The sequence below is a fragment of the Achromobacter sp. 77 genome (assembly GCF_020541125.1).
Classification (GTDB): domain Bacteria; phylum Pseudomonadota; class Gammaproteobacteria; order Burkholderiales; family Burkholderiaceae_B; genus Achromobacter; species Achromobacter mucicolens.
This window is the reverse complement of the sequence record NZ_CP059848.1, coordinates 788,380-804,866: the sequence shown is the minus strand read 5'-3', so window position 1 is coordinate 804,866 and position 16,487 is coordinate 788,380. Positions and strand designations below refer to the sequence as shown.

15 protein-coding genes are annotated in these 16,487 nt (G+C 66.9%); 6 read left to right on the top strand and 9 right to left on the bottom strand.

The features are described 5' to 3' along the window. Nucleotides 1-31: 31 nt before the first annotated feature. Entirely contained in the window at nucleotides 32-1,903 is a 1,872-nt protein-coding gene (mnmD, locus tag H4P35_RS03645) for a tRNA (5-methylaminomethyl-2-thiouridine)(34)-methyltransferase MnmD (RefSeq protein ID WP_226848125.1), read from the bottom strand. Between the two features lie 136 nt (nucleotides 1,904-2,039). On the opposite strand from mnmD, the gene H4P35_RS03640 reads away from it, so the two are divergent. Next, nucleotides 2,040-2,915: an inositol monophosphatase family protein gene (locus H4P35_RS03640; RefSeq protein ID WP_142051180.1), complete on the top strand. Its 876-nt coding sequence runs from the start codon at nucleotides 2,040-2,042 to the stop codon at nucleotides 2,913-2,915. A gap of 8 nt (nucleotides 2,916-2,923) precedes the next feature. Here H4P35_RS03640 and H4P35_RS03635 read toward each other — a convergent pair whose 3' ends face one another. Next, nucleotides 2,924-4,624, bottom strand: a complete 1,701-nt coding sequence (locus H4P35_RS03635; RefSeq protein ID WP_226848123.1) for an AMP-binding protein — start codon at nucleotides 4,622-4,624, stop codon at nucleotides 2,924-2,926. 77 nt (nucleotides 4,625-4,701) lie between these two features. Between H4P35_RS03635 and H4P35_RS03630 the strand changes: the two genes are divergently transcribed. After that, complete coding sequence (locus H4P35_RS03630; RefSeq protein ID WP_056320815.1) at nucleotides 4,702-5,898, top strand: M20 aminoacylase family protein; 1,197 nt, start codon at nucleotides 4,702-4,704, stop codon at nucleotides 5,896-5,898. Nucleotides 5,899-5,905: 7 nt separating this feature from the next. Here the strand turns inward: H4P35_RS03630 and H4P35_RS03625 are convergent, their stop codons facing one another. Then, nucleotides 5,906-6,796: a LysR family transcriptional regulator gene (locus H4P35_RS03625; protein ID WP_152383396.1), complete on the bottom strand. Its 891-nt coding sequence runs from the start codon at nucleotides 6,794-6,796 to the stop codon at nucleotides 5,906-5,908. A gap of 115 nt (nucleotides 6,797-6,911) precedes the next feature. On the opposite strand from H4P35_RS03625, the gene H4P35_RS03620 reads away from it, so the two are divergent. The 4 genes from H4P35_RS03620 (at nucleotide 6,912) to pagP (ending at nucleotide 10,684) form a co-directional block, all read left to right on the top strand. Then, a complete protein-coding gene (locus H4P35_RS03620) occupies nucleotides 6,912-8,006 on the top strand; it encodes a YeiH family protein (protein WP_226848121.1) in 1,095 nt (364 codons plus the stop codon). Nucleotides 8,007-8,103: 97 nt separating this feature from the next. After that, the gene (locus tag H4P35_RS03615; RefSeq protein ID WP_056320808.1) at nucleotides 8,104-8,514 is read left to right on the top strand and encodes an acyl-CoA thioesterase; all 411 of its coding nucleotides are present in this window, start codon (nucleotides 8,104-8,106) and stop codon (nucleotides 8,512-8,514) included. Nucleotides 8,515-8,524: 10 nt separating this feature from the next. Next, a complete protein-coding gene (gene mgtE, locus H4P35_RS03610) occupies nucleotides 8,525-9,997 on the top strand; it encodes a magnesium transporter (protein WP_062841653.1) in 1,473 nt (490 codons plus the stop codon). A gap of 132 nt (nucleotides 9,998-10,129) precedes the next feature. After that, the gene (gene pagP / locus H4P35_RS03605) at nucleotides 10,130-10,684 is read left to right on the top strand and encodes a lipid IV(A) palmitoyltransferase PagP (protein ID WP_152383395.1); all 555 of its coding nucleotides are present in this window, start codon (nucleotides 10,130-10,132) and stop codon (nucleotides 10,682-10,684) included. A gap of 5 nt (nucleotides 10,685-10,689) precedes the next feature. Here pagP and H4P35_RS03600 read toward each other — a convergent pair whose 3' ends face one another. The 6 genes from H4P35_RS03600 to H4P35_RS03575 form a co-directional block, all read right to left on the bottom strand. Next, on the bottom strand, nucleotides 10,690-11,301 hold the full coding sequence (locus H4P35_RS03600; RefSeq protein ID WP_226848119.1) for a gamma-glutamylcyclotransferase: 612 nt from the start codon (nucleotides 11,299-11,301) through the stop codon (nucleotides 10,690-10,692). Nucleotides 11,302-11,462: 161 nt separating this feature from the next. Then, nucleotides 11,463-11,921, bottom strand: coding sequence for an Lrp/AsnC family transcriptional regulator (locus H4P35_RS03595; RefSeq protein ID WP_056320797.1), 459 nt, complete (start codon nucleotides 11,919-11,921; stop codon nucleotides 11,463-11,465). A gap of 17 nt (nucleotides 11,922-11,938) precedes the next feature. Continuing rightward, entirely contained in the window at nucleotides 11,939-12,718 is a 780-nt protein-coding gene (locus H4P35_RS03590) for an SDR family oxidoreductase (protein ID WP_175157265.1), read from the bottom strand. Nucleotides 12,719-12,894: 176 nt separating this feature from the next. Further along, nucleotides 12,895-14,589, bottom strand: a complete 1,695-nt coding sequence (locus H4P35_RS03585) for a thiamine pyrophosphate-binding protein (RefSeq protein ID WP_056320792.1) — start codon at nucleotides 14,587-14,589, stop codon at nucleotides 12,895-12,897. Nucleotides 14,590-14,657: 68 nt separating this feature from the next. After that, a complete protein-coding gene (locus tag H4P35_RS03580; protein WP_370638952.1) occupies nucleotides 14,658-15,644 on the bottom strand; it encodes a tripartite tricarboxylate transporter substrate binding protein in 987 nt (328 codons plus the stop codon). Continuing rightward, the gene (locus tag H4P35_RS03575; protein WP_056320787.1) at nucleotides 15,644-16,405 is read right to left on the bottom strand and encodes a GntR family transcriptional regulator; all 762 of its coding nucleotides are present in this window, start codon (nucleotides 16,403-16,405) and stop codon (nucleotides 15,644-15,646) included. Before H4P35_RS03575 ends, H4P35_RS03580 begins: the two co-directional genes overlap by 1 nt. Nucleotides 16,406-16,487 lie beyond the last annotated feature (82 nt).

Below are 16,487 nucleotides of genomic sequence, written 5' to 3'. Positions count from 1 at the left end.
GGCGTGCCGCCCCGGGCGCATTAATTTTTTTTCATCGTGGTGAAACAAGTTGGGGCAGATCGGTCTCCAGCGGCAGCGGTTCGCCCATCAAACGCGCCGCGATCAGGTCCCCCATCAGCGCCGACCACGACAATCCGCGCGACGCGTAGCCGGCGGCCAGCCATAGACCCGGTGCGTGGGGCAGCTCGCCGACGGCCGGCAGACGGCCCGGCAGGACGGCGCGCCACCCGGCCCAGCCGGGCAGATCGCCCGGAACCAGCGCGTCGAATGCCGGGAAGTGGCCGGCAAGAAGCCCCGCCGCCTTGCCCAATGTGACACGCTGCCCTTCTGCGCCCACTGAGGCCTCGGCGGCGCCATGGACATAGGTGCTGCCGACCACGCAGCCCACGCCAATATCCGGCAGAAGATAGCCTTCGCCGCCGACGATGCAGCGCGGGCCGCCGTCCAGGGCCGCCGCGGGGATCAGCGTCACCTCGCCGGCCAGCGCGTGCATCTGGGCGACGCGGGGCAGCGGGTCCAGCAAACCGCTGGCCGCCAGGACCTCGCGTGAACCGGCGGCATTGGCCAGGATCACGGTGTCTGCCCGGGCCAGTTCCGTCCCCGAGGCGTCCAGCACCCGCCACCCCTGTCCTGCAGGCGACACGCGGTCGGCCCGCCCGGCAATCACCGCCGCCCCGGCCGCGGCCAGCAGCGCCTCGATCAGCAGCCCGGGCTGCACCAGCATGCCTTGTGAAAAGAACACGCCGCCTCGCGCCACGGGCAATCCGGCCAATGCGCCAGCCTCTTCCCGCGTCACCTGGCGCACCCAGTCCGCCGGAAATGCCAGCGCTTCCAGGGTGCCCGCCAGCGCCGCCGACCGGCCGGCGTCGCGCTCGACCTGGACGGTGCCGCAGACCCGGGGCGCCGCGCCCCCTGGCAGCCCCTGCCAGCGCGCCAGCGCCCTTTCGCTGCCCGCCCGCGACAGCCGCGCCCGCGCATTGTCGTCGCGCGCCACCACCGGCGTCAGCGCGGCGGCCAAGTGGCCGGCATGGGCCGGCGCGCCCAGCGCGCGCCCCGCGTCCAGCACGGTGACGCGCCACCCGCGCAGCGCCAGCGCGTGGGCGATTCCCGCGCCCGCCAGGCCGGCGCCCACGATCACGGCATGCTGCCCCGACGAGACCGCCGCGGGCTGCGCGGCGCTTCCTGCCTGGCGGACCTGCCCCACCGTCATATGCCATTTGCCCCCGTAACCGGGCGCGCGCCGCACGTCAAAGCCGGCGTCGGTCAGATTGCGGCGCAGTTCGCCGGTGCACGCCCAGGTGGCGACCGTGGCGTCTGGCGCCGCCAGATCGGCCAGGGCGCGCAGCAGCGGCGCCGCCCACATCTGCGGATTGCGCTCGGGTGCAAAGCCATCCAGGAAAAATGCGTCCACCCGCGCGCCTAGCCGGAGGGCCAGCGTCTGCGCGTCGCCAAAGCCCAGTGTCAGCGTGACGGCGCCGTTCTCGAATTCCAGCCGGTGCAACCCCGGCAGCAGCGCCGGCCATTGCGCGGTCAGCGCGCGCGCCATGCCGGCCAGCGGCTCGGGCGCATGGCGCGCCAGCAAGGCGGCCATGTCGTCCCCCGAAAAGGGGTGCGCTTCCATCGAGACGACATGCAGCGCCGCCGGCCGATGCGGGTCGTCGCGCCAGGCCTTCCACAACGCCAGGAAGTTCAGCCCCAGCCCGAATCCCGTCTCGCAGACGGTGAACGCCGCGCGCCCCCGCCAGCGCTCCGGCAGTCCGTTGCCCCGCAGGAAAACGTGCTCGGCCTGGCCCATCGCCCCGGACGGGGAGTGGTAGACGTCCCCATAAAAGGAGCTGACCAGCCTGCCGTCGGCATCGACATCCCCCGTTGCGGGGACCAGCGGAACATAAGTCACAGACATTCAGCCCAAAGATACAAACATGATGAAGCGCGAATTATCCGGCCACATGGCCGTTCGCGTTGGATGCGCACCACGCGGCGAAAGGATTAGTCCGTTTGCTACAGGTTTGCCGCATTGGTGGGCTTACACTGGGCCAATGGATACCTACGATCAGCCCCAATCGCTGGCATCGCCCATCGACCTGTGCGCCGCGATCGACGCGGCCGTCACGGCAGCTCATGCTGGCGCAGCCATCCTGCAATCCTACGCGCACCACCGCGCCGATCTCGTGATCGATCGCAAGGCCCGCAACGACCTCGTGTCCCAGGCGGACCGCGAGGCGGAGGCCGCGATCATCCAGGAATTGAAGGCCCGCACCCCCAAGTTCGGCATCGTCGCCGAGGAAACGGGCGGCAAGGCGCAAGGTGTGGCCACCTGGTACATCGACCCGCTCGACGGCACCACCAACTTCCTGCACGACATCCCGCATTACGCCGTCTCGATCGCCCTGATCGCGCATGCCGGCACCTCGATGTCCGCCAACGAAACGCTGGCCGAAGACACGCCGGTCATCGGCGTGGTCTACGACCCCAGCCGCGAAGAGCTCTTCACGGGCGTGTACGGCGTGGGCGCGTGGCTCAACGGCCGCCGCATCTCGTGCTCGCGCACGCAGACGATCGAAGACGCCGTGCTGGCCACGGGCTTTCCGTTCCGCGATTTTTCGTTCGCCGCGCAATACATGCCGATGCTGCACGACGCCATCAACCGCGCGCGCGGCGTGCGCCGCATGGGCGCCGCCGCGCTCGATTTGGCCTGGACTGCCTGCGGCCGGTACGACGGCTATTGGGAAATGGGCCTGGCGCCCTGGGACGTGGCCGCGGGCACGCTGATCCTGCGCGAGGCGGGCGGCGTGTGCACCGACATGCACAAGCAGGATCCCTGGCCGATCGGCGGGCGCGTCGTGGCGGGCAATCCCGCCATCGAACGCGCGCTGCACGAAATGATTGCGCCTCACCTGAACAAGCAAGGCTGAGGCGCCCGCTAGGCGGACGTCTTCGCGGGCGCCGCGGCCTGCGCGTCAGGCCGCAGTTCGCGGCGCAGGATCTTGCCCACGTTGCTCTTGGGCAGCTCGTCGCGGAATTCAACGAAGCGCGGCCGCTTGTAGCCCGTCAGCTTGTCCTTGCACCATTGCTGCACCTGGACTTCGGTCAGCGACGGGTCTTTCTTCACGACAAACACCTTGACCGCCTCGCCGGAGTGCTCGTCCGGCACGCCGATCGCGGCGCATTCCAGCACGCCCGGATGCTGCGCGACCGCGGCCTCGACCTCGTTCGGATAGACCTTGAAGCCGGACACCGCGATCATGTCCTTCTTGCGGTCCACGATGCGGGTGTAGCCCTGCTCGTCCATGATGCCGATGTCGCCGGTCCGAAAGAACCCATCGGCCGTCATCGAATTACGCGTCTCGTCGGGCTTGCGCCAGTACCCCAGCATGACCTGCGGCCCGCGAATCCCGACCTCGCCACGTTCTCCGAGCGGCACCTCGTTGCCCGCATCGTCCAGGATCGCGACGTCCGTCGACGGCAGCGGCAGCCCGATGGAACCCGAATACGCGGTGGCATTGGTGGGATTGACCGTCGCCACCGGCGACGTCTCGGACAGGCCGTAGCCCTCGATCAGCGGCCGGCCCGTGATCTTCAGCCAGCGCTCGGCCACCTGCTGCTGCACGGCCATCCCGCCGCCCAGCGTCAGCCGCAGGCCGGAGAAGTCCAGGCGCGCAAAGTCCTCGTTGTGCGCCAGCGCGTTGAACAGCGTATTGACGCCGGGAAACACATTCACCGGCGTCTTGCGCCACGCATTGATGAGCGAAGGCTGGTCGCGCGGATTGATGATGAGCACGTTGCGCATGCCCGCGTGCAGGGCGTAAAGACCGCACACCGTCATGGCGAACACGTGATAGAGCGGCAGCGCGCTGATGATGGTGAGCTGCTGGTCCGCCATGTCGTGCACGACCGGCTGCGCGACCGCCTCGGTCTGCAGCACGTTGGCCACCAGGTTGCGGTGCGACAGCATGGCGCCCTTGGGCACGCCGGTGGTGCCGCCCGTGTACTGCAGCACCGCCACGTCGTCCATCGAGATGGCCGGCGGATTGAAAGGCAGGTGCGCACCCTCGTGCAGCAGCTTGGGCAGCGCCAGCGCGCCGTCGATTTGCCACGGCGGCACGATCTTCTTGATGTAGCGCGCGGCCAGGTTGACCAGCGGCGCCTTCAGGCCGCCAAGCAGATCGCCGGGCCCCGTCACGACGATGTGCTTGAGTTCGCCGCGATCGGCGACCTGCTGCAGGGTATGCGCAAAGTTTTCCAGGATGACGATGACGGACGCGCCGCTGTCCAGCAACTGGCGCTGCAATTCATCGGCGGTGTAGAGCGGATTGACGTTCACCAGCGTCATGCCCGCGCGCAGCGATCCCAGCATGCACACCAGATAGGCCGGCACGTTGGGCATCATCAGCGCGACCCGCGCGCCCTTTTCAAGATTCAACCCTTGCAGCCAGGCCGCGAACGCGCGCGCGTGCCCGTCCAGCTGCGCATAGGTGATGTCGCTGCCCATCGCCGTGCAGGCGATGCGCGTCGCGTACCGCTTGCAGGCCCGGTCCAGCAAGTCGGTCAGCGAGGAGTATTCCTCGGTGGAGATCTCCGCAGGAACGCCTTGGGGATACTGAGCAAGCCACGGACGCGTCATGGTATTTGTCTCCATTAAATTGATTTTTGAATGATGATACCCTTTGTCCGTTCCCCCTATTTCCCCCGAGTTCGCTCATGAAACTCCTTGAACCCATCGTTGCCTGGCACCAGGATATTTCCAAGATCCGACGCGACATCCACGCGCATCCCGAACTGGCCTTCGAAGAGTTCCGCACCGCCGATGTGGTGGCGGCCAAGCTCGAGGAATGGGGCATCGAAATCCATCGCGGATTGGGCGGCACCGGCGTCGTGGGCATCATCCGCGGCAACCAGCCCGGCGATCGCGCGGTGGGCCTGCGCGCCGACATGGACGCGCTGCCCATGCAGGAAGCCAACACATTTGCGCACGCCAGCAAGAACGACGGCAAGATGCACGCGTGCGGCCACGACGGCCACACCGCCATGCTGCTGGCCGCGTCGCAATACCTGGCCGAGCACCGCGATTTCGCGGGCACGGTCTATGTGATCTTCCAGCCCGCCGAAGAAGGCGGCGGCGGCGCCAAGCGCATGATCGACGACGGCCTGTTCACCCGATTCCCGATGGAAGCGGTGTTCGGCATGCACAACTGGCCCGGCATGAAGCCCGGCCAGTTCGGCCTGACGCCCGGCCCCATCATGGCCTCCAGCAACGAATTCTCGATCGTCATCAAGGGCAAGGGCACGCACGCGGGCATGCCGCACCTGGGCATCGACCCGGTCATGGCGGCGGTGCAGATGGCGCAATCGCTGCAGACCATCGTCACGCGCAACCGCAATCCGCTGGACGCGGCCGTGCTCAGCATCACGCAGATCCATGCGGGCAGCGCCGACAACGTGGTGCCCAACCATGCCGAATTGCGCGGCACGGTGCGCACCTTCACGCTGGACGTGCTGGACCTGATCGAACGCCGTATGGAAGAAATCGCGCGCCACACCAGCGCGGCGATGGACTGCGAGGTCGAGTTCACCTTCCAGCGCAACTATCCGCCCACCATCAACCACCCCGAGGAAGCGGCGTTCTGCGCCGACGTGCTCCGCGACATCGTCGGCGACGCCAACGTCAACGCGAATGTGCAGCCGACCATGGGCGCCGAGGACTTCGCGTTCATGCTGCAGGAACTACCGGGCTGCTACGTCTGGATCGGCAACGGCACCGGCGAGCACCGCGACAGCGGCCACGGCCTGGGGCCCTGCATGCTGCACAACGGCAGCTACGACTTCAACGACGATCTGCTGCCGCTGGGCGGCACGTACTGGGTGCAGCTCGCGCTCAAGCGGCTGGCCAAGGCCTGAGACCGGCCTAGCCATCCTGCCCGCCGACCGCCAGGCACATCGCCAGGAAGCGCTCGGCGGCGCGGGCGGCGGCATCGGCGTGCGGCACCAGGATGCTCAGCGTCCGCGTGAGCGGTTTGGGCAACAGCCGCAGCGCCGCCAGTGCGCCGTCTTCGTGCCGCATCGACATCACCGACACGAAACCCACGCCCAACCCTGCCCGCACGGCCTGCTTCACGCCTTCCACCCCGGCCAGCTCCAGGCCGACAGACGGGGCCAACCCGCCATCGCTGAAGGCCCGTTCCACCAGCCGGCGCACGCCGGAACCCGGTTCACGCATCACCAGCGGCGAGGCCGCCAGATCCCGTAGCGTCACGGCGCCCTTGTGCGCCAGGGCATGATCGGCCCGCACGATTGCCACCACTTCGTCCTGGCGCCACGCATGCACCGCGGTATCGGCAGGCAATCCGGCGGGCACATCCCCTTCTATGAACGCCAGATCCAGCGCGGGCAGGCGCTCGACGATCTCGCGCGTGTTGCCATCCGACAGGTGCAGGCTCACGGCGGGAAAGTCGTGGCGAAAGTCCGCAACCAGACGGGGCAGCAGATAGCTGGCCGGCGTGGTGCTGGCGCCCAGCCGCAGCGCGCCGGTTTCCAGTCCGCGCCACGATTCCCGCACGGCCTGCGCCTGCCGGTACACCTGCCTCAGCTGACGCGCCTGCTCGGCAAGGCGTTCGCCGGCTTCGGTCAGCGCGATGCCGTGGCCGCTGCGGCGGTAGAGGGGCTCGCCAAACCACTCCTGCAAGGCGCGCAGCTGGCCCGAGACCGCCGGCTGCGACAAATGCAGCGCCTGGGCGGTGCGGCTGATATTGCCGGTATCGGCGACCGCGGCGAACGTAAGCAATTGATCCGGCGTCATGAGCGACCTGATATCAGATTTTCTGATATTCAATATTTAGATTGAAGATTTTTCAAATAATACGGCCGGATCTAATATTTCGTCTAGTTATGTAGTTATGCCCAAAGGGCCAGTAATGAATACCTCCACCACCACCGCCGTTCCGCTTCCCACCACCCCCGCCGCCGCCCCGGCTGCGCCCGCTGCCGCGGCCACGCCCTGGCGCGACAAGCTCAATGGCGTGTTGTTCGTGGGCTTGATGGCCGGCGCAGTGATGCAACTGGCCGATCTTCCCTTCATCCGCCAACTAGGCTTCTCGCCGCTGGTCGTGGGCATCGTTGTCGGCATGCTGTACGGCAACTTCCTGCGCGGCACCATGCCCGCAGACTGGGGCGTGGGTGTGAACTTCACGGCGCGCCGCCTGCTGCGCATTGCGGTTGCCTTCTACGGACTGAACATCAGCATCCAGCAGATTGCCGCCGTGGGCATGCCGGGCCTGGCGGTCTCGGTGGCCGTGGTGGTGGGCACGCTGCTGATCGGCACCGTGGTCGGCCAACGGCTCCTGGGCCTGGATCGCGACACGGCCATGCTGACCGCCGCCGGCAGCGCCATCTGCGGCGCGGCCGCGGTGCTGGCCTTCGAACCGACGCTGCGCGCCGCCCCCCACAAGAGCGCGGTGGCCGTGGCGACCGTGGTGCTGTTTGGCACGCTGTCGATGTTCCTCTACCCGGTCTTCTATCACGCGGGCTGGCTGAACTTCGATACCCAGGCGCTCGGCATCTATATTGGCGGCACCGTCCACGAGGTGGCGCAGGTGGTTGGCGCGGCCAGCAACATCGACCCCGCCACCACGGAAGTCGCCACCATCGTCAAGATGACCCGCGTGGCGCTGCTCGTGCCCGTGCTGCTGATCCTGGGCATGTACCTGCGCAGCGCCGCCTCGCACGCGGGCGGCGGCCAGGGCAAAGGTCAAAAGCTGCCCATCCCCTGGTTCGCCGTGGGCTTCCTGGCGCTGGCCATCGTCAATTCCCTGAACATCATTCCCGCGGATATCGTCGCCGCCATCCGCCGGCTCGACGTCTTCGCGCTGACCATGGCCATGACCGCGCTGGGCATCGAAACCCGCTTCGCCCAGATCCGCAAGGCCGGCCCGCGTGTCATGGCCCTGGGCTTCATCCTTTACGTCTGGTTGTTGGTTGGCGGCTACGGGATCGTCAAGCTGGCGACCTGATGACCACGCAAGGCGACGGCGGCGGGCGTCAACGCGCACGCCGCCGTCGCGTTTTTCCTGCATAATCGGCTGGTTCTCTAGCATTGGAGTCGGCCGCATGACCTCCAGCACCAAAACCCCGTTTACGACTCTGCCAGCCCATCGCGACGCGGTGTTGCGCGTCATGCCGATGCCGGCCGACGCGAACATCCACGGGGACGTTTTTGGCGGCTGGATCATGTCCCAGGTAGACATCGCAGGGTCCATCCCTGCCGCCCGCCGTGCCGCCGGCCGCGTGGCCACCGTGGCGGTCAATGCCTTCCAGTTCAAAGAGCCCGTGTTCGTGGGCGACCTGCTCAGCTTCTACGCCGCCATCGTCAAGACCGGCACCACGTCCATCACGGTATCTGTCGAGGTCTACGCGGAACGCCAGCGCCTGGACGCCGAAGTCGTCAAGGTCACCGAGGCCACGCTGACCTACGTCGCCACCGACGAAGCGCGGCGCAGCCGCCCTCTCCCCACACTTTGAGCCGTAACGCATGACGCAGTCCGCCGCCGCGCAGAAACCGCCCGCGACGCCCCGCCGCCTCGACCCGGAAGACGCCCAGACCGCCCTCGCGGAAGTCCAGGAGCGCTTGCGGCGCCAGCACCTCGTCGAAGAACTGGTTCACCGCCAGGAAGAAGGCGACGCCAAGGCGCCCCTGGTCGAAGACCTGGTGCACCGCCAGCACGAAGCCGAGTTGAAAACGCTTGTCGACGGCCTGCACCCCGCCGACATCGCCTTCATCCTCGAATCGCTGCCCAAGGACGAGCGCCAGGCGATCTGGAAGCTGGTCAGCCCTGAGCACGACGCGGACGTCCTGCTCGAAGTCGAAGACTGGGTCCGCGAATCGCTGATCGAGGCGATGGACCGCCAGGACCTCGTCGCCGCGACCGAAAGCATGGACGCGGACGAGCTCGCCGACCTGGCGCCCGACCTGCCGCCCGACGTGGTGGCGGAAGTGCAAAAGGGTCTGACCGAGGAAGAACGCGCACAGCTCCTGGAAGCCATGGGCTATCCGGAAGACAGCGTCGGCGCCATCATGGATTTCGAGATGGTGCGCGTGCGCGAGGACGTCACGCTCGAGGTCGTGCTGCGTTACCTGCGCCGACTGCACGAACTGCCCGACCACACCGACCAGATCTTCGTCGTTGACCGCCAGGACAAGCTGCAGGGCATCCTGCCGCTGTCGCGCCTGTTGGTCAGCGAGCCCGAAACCGAAGTGCGGGCAGTCATGAATTCCGACTTCCTGACGCTGAACCCGCTGGATTCCGACGCCGACGCTGCCGGCGCCTTCGAACGTTATGACCTGGTGTCCGCCCCCGTGATGGACGACCAGGGCCGGCTCATCGGCCGCGTCACCATCGCCGACGTGGTGGACGTGATGCGCGAAGACTCGCAAGAGCAGGCGCTGTCGCGCGCCGGTCTGCAGGAAGAAGACATCTTCGCCCCCGTCACCACCGCGCTGCGCAACCGTGCGCCGTGGCTGCTCTTCAATCTCTGTACCGCCGCCACGGCGTCGTTCGTGGCATCGCAGTTCGAGGGCACGGTCAGCCAGATCGTCATCCTGGCCTTCCTGATGTCGATCGTGGCGGGCATCGGCGGCAACTCCGGCAACCAGACCATGACGCTCATCATCCGGGCGCTGGCCATGGGCCGCATCACGGGCCGCAACCTGTGGCAGCTCGTCAAGCGCGAGCTCTTCGTGACGCTGCTGGTGGGACTGTGCGGCAGCGTGGTGGCCGCCCTGTTCGCATGGGTGATCTCGCACTCCGTGTCCATCGCGCTGGTGATGATGGCCGCCATGATCTGCAACATGCTGGTCGGCGCATCGGTCGGCGTGCTGGTGCCCATGGTGCGCGCACGATTCGGCAAGGACCCGGCGATGGGCTCGTCGGTGCTGCTCACCTTCGCCACCGATTCGCTGGGTTTCTTCATTTTCCTGGGCCTGGCCACCATCTTTCTGTTGTAGCGCCCCCGCCACGACACGCCGCCGGATCGGCGGCAATACCCCCGAATGCGCGGGGATGACAGCCCACTGACAGGGAAGACGACATGCCCTCCGTTACAGTAACGGAACTGTCATCTTTTCCCTGGGGCCGCCATGACCACCAGACTCCGAGCCGCGCTGTTTTGCCTGCTGTTGTCCGTCTTCACCGTTACCGCCCACGCTTGCGAAGACATGCCCTCATGGGCCAAGTCCGCGTGCAACCGCATCGACCAGATCTGGACCGAAGGCGGCAATGACCTCTATGTCAGTGGCTACGCCTGGCACAACCGCGCCAAGTACAGCGCCGAAAAGATCGACAGCTTCCGAGAACTGGCCTGGGGCGGCGGCTACGGTCGCAGCATCTACGATGAGGATGGCGATTGGCAGGGACTGTACGCGATGGCGTTTCTGGACTCGCATTCGAAGGTGCAGCCCATTGCCGGCTACGGCTTTCTGAAAATCGGCCAGGTCAGCGACAACTTCCGGCTTGGCGCGGGCTACACGGTGTTCCTCACCGCGCGCCACGACATCATGAGCTACGTGCCATTTCCCGGCATCCTGCCGCTGGTCAGCGCGGGCTACAAGGACGCCATGCTTTACGCCACGTACATCCCGGGCTCAAGCGGCGCGGGCAATGTGCTGTTCGTGTTCGGCCGCTGGCAATTCTGACCGCTTCAGAACGCGTGGCCCAACTTGCGCACCAGGTCTCCAAGGCGCCAGTCGTCGATGCCGTGCGCGCGCAACGCACGCGCCGTTTCCACCACATAGTCCAGACAAGGCCCGGAATGCCCGACCGCATTGCGCACGGACGCCAGCAGGCGGTCGTCGCACAGGTCAGCCGCGTACTCGCGGCAAGCCCGGTTCAACAGGAACACCAGTCCGCGCACGGGCGCATCGTCCGTGTGGCAGGTGAGCCAGCGCGGGGCGTAGGCGCCGGTGACCATCTCGCGCCGCCATAAGGCCTGAAAGACTTGCGGCACGTCGCTGGCCGCGATCTGAAACGCGACGCCCCGGCAACAGCCGCCACGGTCCAGGCCGAACACGAGCCCCGGATTGTCCGGCGATCCGCGGTGGTCATGCGACCACAGGCAGAGCGAGCGATGATAGCCCCGCACCGTGGCCAAGCGCCGTTCGCGCCAGGCAAAGCCGGGGTGCCATATCAGGGAACCGTAGGCAAACACCCACAGGTCGTCGACGCCGTTCCAGCCGGCCAGCAGGTCATCCACCGATGCTGCTTGCCGCGTTTTCTGCAATCCGGCGCAGCCGGCGGGCACTGCCAACGACATAGGGTCCTCTGATATCCCAAATCACTCCAAGACAGGAGTGAGCGATATCCTACGCCGCCCCTCACGCAAAAGCATTGCCAGATTGGGCCTGTGCAACGCGCAGAAAGAAATTTGCATCCGCGGCAGCGCGCGCGGCAGAAAAAAATTTGCGCGCCGCGCGCCTACACGGCGTTCAGGGGCAATTCCGTGGTGCTTTTGATGACTTCCATCGAGAAGCTGGCGCTGACGTCCAGCAGGTCCACTGCCCCGATCAGCCGGCGGTAGAAGCGGTCATAGGCCGCCATGTCCTCGACCACCACCTTCAGCAGATAGTCGACGTCACCCGCCATGCGGTGAAATTCGACGACGTTGGGCAACGCCATCACCGCGTTGATCAGGCTTTGCGTCCACTTCTCGTTGTGCTGGCTGGTGCGGATGGACACGAACACCGTCAGGTTCAAACCCAGCGCGCGCGGGTCCAGCAGGATGGCATTGCGCGCGATGACGCCGTCATCCTTCAGCTTCTGGATGCGGCGCCAGCACGGCGTCACGGAAAGGTTCACTTGCTCGGCCACTTCGGCGACCGAACAGGTGGCGTCCTTTTGCAGCAACGCGAGTATCTTGAGGTCCGTCTGATCCATGGATGTTTTTGATGCCATCAGTAGGTCCCGGGGTAACCGCCCCCGTCGATCAGCAGATTCTGCGCCGTCATGTAGCCGGCGTGGGCCGAGCAGACGTACGCGCACAGCGCGCCCAGTTCCTCGGGCTGGCCGTACCGGCCGGCGGGATTGCTGCGCGCCCGCTCGTCCCACAGTTGTTCGAATGTCTTGCCGCCCTGCTCCACCATGCCCTGGATATGCCGGATCTGCGCATCGGTGGCAAAGGCGCCAGGCAAGAGGTTGTTGATCGTGACGTTGTGGCGCACGGTCTGGCGTGCCAGGCCGCCCACGAAGCCGATCAGCCCCGAGCGCGCGCCATTGGACAGGCCCAGCTCGGCGTGCGGCGCCTTCACGCTGCGCGACACAATATTGACGATCCGGCCAAAGCGCCGCTCGACCATGCCGTCCACCACGCGGCGGATCATGTCGATCGGTCCCAGCATCATGGCGTCCAGCGCGGCGATCCAGTCGTCGCGGGACCAGTCCCGGAAGTCGCCCGGCAGCGGGCCGTCGGCGTTGTTGATCAGGATGTCGGGATGCGGACAGGCGGCGATTGCCGCGTCGCGCCCCTGGGGGAGCGTCAGGTCGGCGGACACCCAGCCCACGCCGACGCCGGTTTCACGCGATATCTCGGCCGCAGCCTCCTCCAGCGTCTTCGGATTGCGCGCGGCGATGGTCACCGCCACGCCCTCGCGCGCAAGCTGCAAGGCGCAGGCGCGTCCCATGCCGCGGCTGCCGCCAAACACCAGTGCCTTCCTGCCGCTGATCCCCAGGTCCATGCCCGCCCCTTCTGCTGTCGCGTTGACGGCGCCGGGCGCCCGCGGCCCGCCGCTCCGAAGCGGTCCAGTATAGGAGCGCGCCCGCCGGCGTGGAATTTTTTTCTAATCCGGCCGGCCAAGAAAAATGGGGCCCCGCGAAGGGCCCCATCGGCAATGCAGCGAATGCGGCTAGCGCATCAGCCCATCCATTGGCTCACGGGCGCCGCGGCGTCTTGCAGCGGCTGCGTCACCACGTCGATCAGCGCGGGGCCATCGTGCTCCATGGCGGCCTTGATCGCGGCGTCCAGCTTGGACGGATCCTCGACCCGCCATGCCTTCACGCCGTAGGCTTCGGCAATGCGGGCATGGTCGGTGCGGTTGAAGTCCACGCTGTAGTAGCGCTTGTCGTAACCGGCCTTCTGGCTGGCCTTGATCCAGCCATAAACCGAGTTCGAGAACACCACCATCAAGAGCGGCGCCTTGTGGCGCACGATGGTTTCCAGCTCGCCCACCGTGAAGCCGAAGCTGCCGTCGCCCATCACCGACACGCACTTGGACTGCGGGCGGCCGACCCAGGCGCCCAGCGCCGCCGACATCGAAAAGCCCAGCGCGCCGTGGGCGCGGTTGGTGATGAAGTGGCGGCCGGGCCGCGAGACATCGTAGTACGCCGAAAAATACGGGCACGGCGTGCCGGGATCCGCGCACACCACCGCGTCGTCGGGCAGCAGGCGGTTCAGCGACTGCACCACACGCTCGGGCAGAATCGGCGCATCCAGGCTGGCGGCCAGCGGTTCAAGCTGCGCGCGGCGCGCGGCCTTCGCGCGGCCGGCCAGCACGGCGCCGTCGGCCGCATCGGAGGGCCGGTGCTTGATGCGCGCCTGCACTTCGGCGGACAGCGCCTCGAGCGCCAGCTTGGCGTCGCCCACCAGGCCGACTTCGGTCAGGTAGTTGGCGCCGATCACCATCGGGTCGATGTCGATGTGCAGGATCGGCACATCGCGATTCGGGAAACGCCAGTGCTCGGTCGAGGTCGACCCCGCGCGGCAGCCCACGAAGAGCACCACGTCGGCGGCCGCCACCACATCGCGCGTCGCCATCACGCCGCCGTTCGAGCCCACCACACCCGCGTTCAGCGGATGGGTGTCGGCCAGGCTGCCCTGCCCGCTCACCGTCACGCAGACCGCGGCCTTCAGGGACTCGGCCAATTCTTGCAGCGCGCCGCTGGCGCCGGCGATGACCACGCCGCCACCGCAGATGATGACCGGCGAACGCGCGGCCACCAGCCGCTGCGCCGCGCGGGCCACGTCGGCGGGGTCCGGCGCAAAGCGCATGGCCGGGAAGCTGCCGTGCTCGGGCTGGGCCCAGACATCGGACGCATCGACCTGCTGCTTCATCACGTCATAGGGAAAGCACAGGTGCGCCGAGCCGGGCTTGCCGGTCGTCATGGCGCGGAAGGCCGCGCGCACCATGCCCGGAATCTGGTCCGCGCGATCGATCGTGCGGTTCCACTTGGTCAGCGGGCGGTACAGCGCCTCCTGGTCCAGTTCGGTCAGCGGGTACTTGCCGCGCGAACCGACAGCCACGTCCGACGTGATGCCCAGCACGGGAATCGACGATTCGTTGGCTTCGACCAGGCCCGGCAGCAGATAGGTCGCGCCGCCGCCGCTGGGGCCTTCGCACACGCCGACCTTGCCCGTCACGCGGGCATAGGCATCCGCCATGTAGCCGGCGCTGCGCTCATCGCGCGTCAGGATGTGCTGCATGCCGTGATCCAGGCGGTACAGCGCGTCATACAGCGGCAGCGTGGTGTCGCCGCACAGGCCGAAAATGTGTTTGACGCCGTTGTGTTGCAGCATCCGCACCATCGCTTCGGCGCCGTTCATGTGTTCCATGTCATCTCCACGTAATTCAGGAGCCGGCCCGCAGCGGCGGCATTGCCGCCGCGCCGGACCGACGCCGTTCAGTTATCCAGATTGATGTTGCTGCTCTTGATGAAGGCGCTCCAGCGGTCGTATTCCGACTTCACGTACGCATCCAGCGCCGGGCCATCGGAGGCCACGATCTCAAAGCCCGCTTCCGTGATCTTCTTCTTGATCTCGGGATCGGCCAGCACCGCCTGGAAATCAGCCGTCAGCTTCTTGACGGTGGCCGGCGGCGTGCCCTTGGGCGCGAACATGCCGCTCCACGAATAGGCGACAAAGCCCGGAAAGCCCGATTCGGCCACGGTCGGCACATTGGGCAGTTCGGGCAAGCGCTTCTCGCCGGCAACCGCCAGCGGCTTGATCTTGCCGGCCTGGATCTGGCCGCGCAGCGCCGCAAAGCTCAGCCACGTCATGTTGGCCTGGCCCCCGACCACGGCCTGGATGGCCGGTCCGCCGCCGCCGTACGGTACGTGCAACAGCTCGACCTTGGACAACCGCTTGAGCTCTTCCGGCGCCAGGTGGTTCAGCGAACCGACGCCCGTGGAAGCGTAGTTGAACTTGTTGGGCGGCTGCTTGGCGGCCGCCGCCAGGAATTCCTTCAAGTTGTCCCCGGGCACGCTCGGGTTTGCGCCGATCACGAGCGGAAAGCGCACCGTCTGCCCGATGGCGACAAAATCCTTGAACGTGTCATAGGGCAGCTTGGGCTTCACGGCTGGATTGATGCCGTGGTTGTCAAAGCTGACCAGCAGCGTGTTGCCGTCCGGCTCGGCCCGCGCCACGAATGCGGTGGCGATCTGGCTGGCTGCGCCCGGACGGTTTTCGACGACCACCGCGCGGCCGCCCATCTGCTGCGACAGGCGCGGCTGCAGGATCCGCGCCAGGATGTCAGTGCTGCCGCCCGGCGGATACGGCACGACGAGTATCAGCGGCCGTTCCTCGGCCATCACCGGCGCGGCGACAAAAGCGCCCCCTGCCGCGGCCAGCGTGCATAACGCCGCCAGCGTCCGCTTGATCGTTTTATTCATCAGTTTTCCCCTGCTGTTGTGGTGTTGGCCGGCACTGCCTTGGCGGGTTCGGCCTGGTCCCGCATGTAAATGGTAGAAAAACCCGTGCGAATGACGTCGGTGATCTGGTCCAGCCGCCGGCCGATGTGCGCGCTGATGAGGGCGGGCAACGCGTCGAGGTCGCGCCGCTCCAGCGCATCCACGATCCGCAGGTGCTCGCCCTGCGTGTGGCTGCGGCGGCCCTGCTGCATGTCGATCCAGCGCACGAAATGAATGCGCGCATTGACGCTTTCCAGCGCGCGCACGAATTCCTCGTTGCGCGAGTAGCGCGCCAGCGCCAGATGAAAGGCTTCATCCAGTTCCAGCAGCCTGGCGGCATCGCTGTCTTCGGGTTCGTCGCGCGAACGCTCGACGAAGGCGCGCAGGCTGGCCAGTTCTTCGTCGGTGGCGCGTTCGCACGCGGCGCGCACGATGCCGGCTTCCAGCACCGCGCGATATTCGTAAAGGCTGTGAATCTGCTTGGCATCCAGCAGCCGCGCGATGAACCCGCGGTTGACCGACCGCGTCAGGAAGCCCTCGACCATCAGCTGGTTCAGCACTTCGCGCAGCGGCGTGCGGCTGACGTTCAGGCGGCGCGCCAGTTCAACCTCGTTGATGCGTTCGCCCGGCTTGAATTCGAAACGCACCGCCATCGCCTTGACGGCGCCATACAGTTCGGCCTGTCCGGCCGACGTGCGGGCGGCGCGGGGAGCGGGTCGCGTCGAGGGTTGGGAGAGCGTCATACCGGATCGCGTGGGCAAATTTCCAGTCGGGATGAAGTGCATACTAAAGTGCATACACTTTATGCGGCAACCCGGGTTTGCC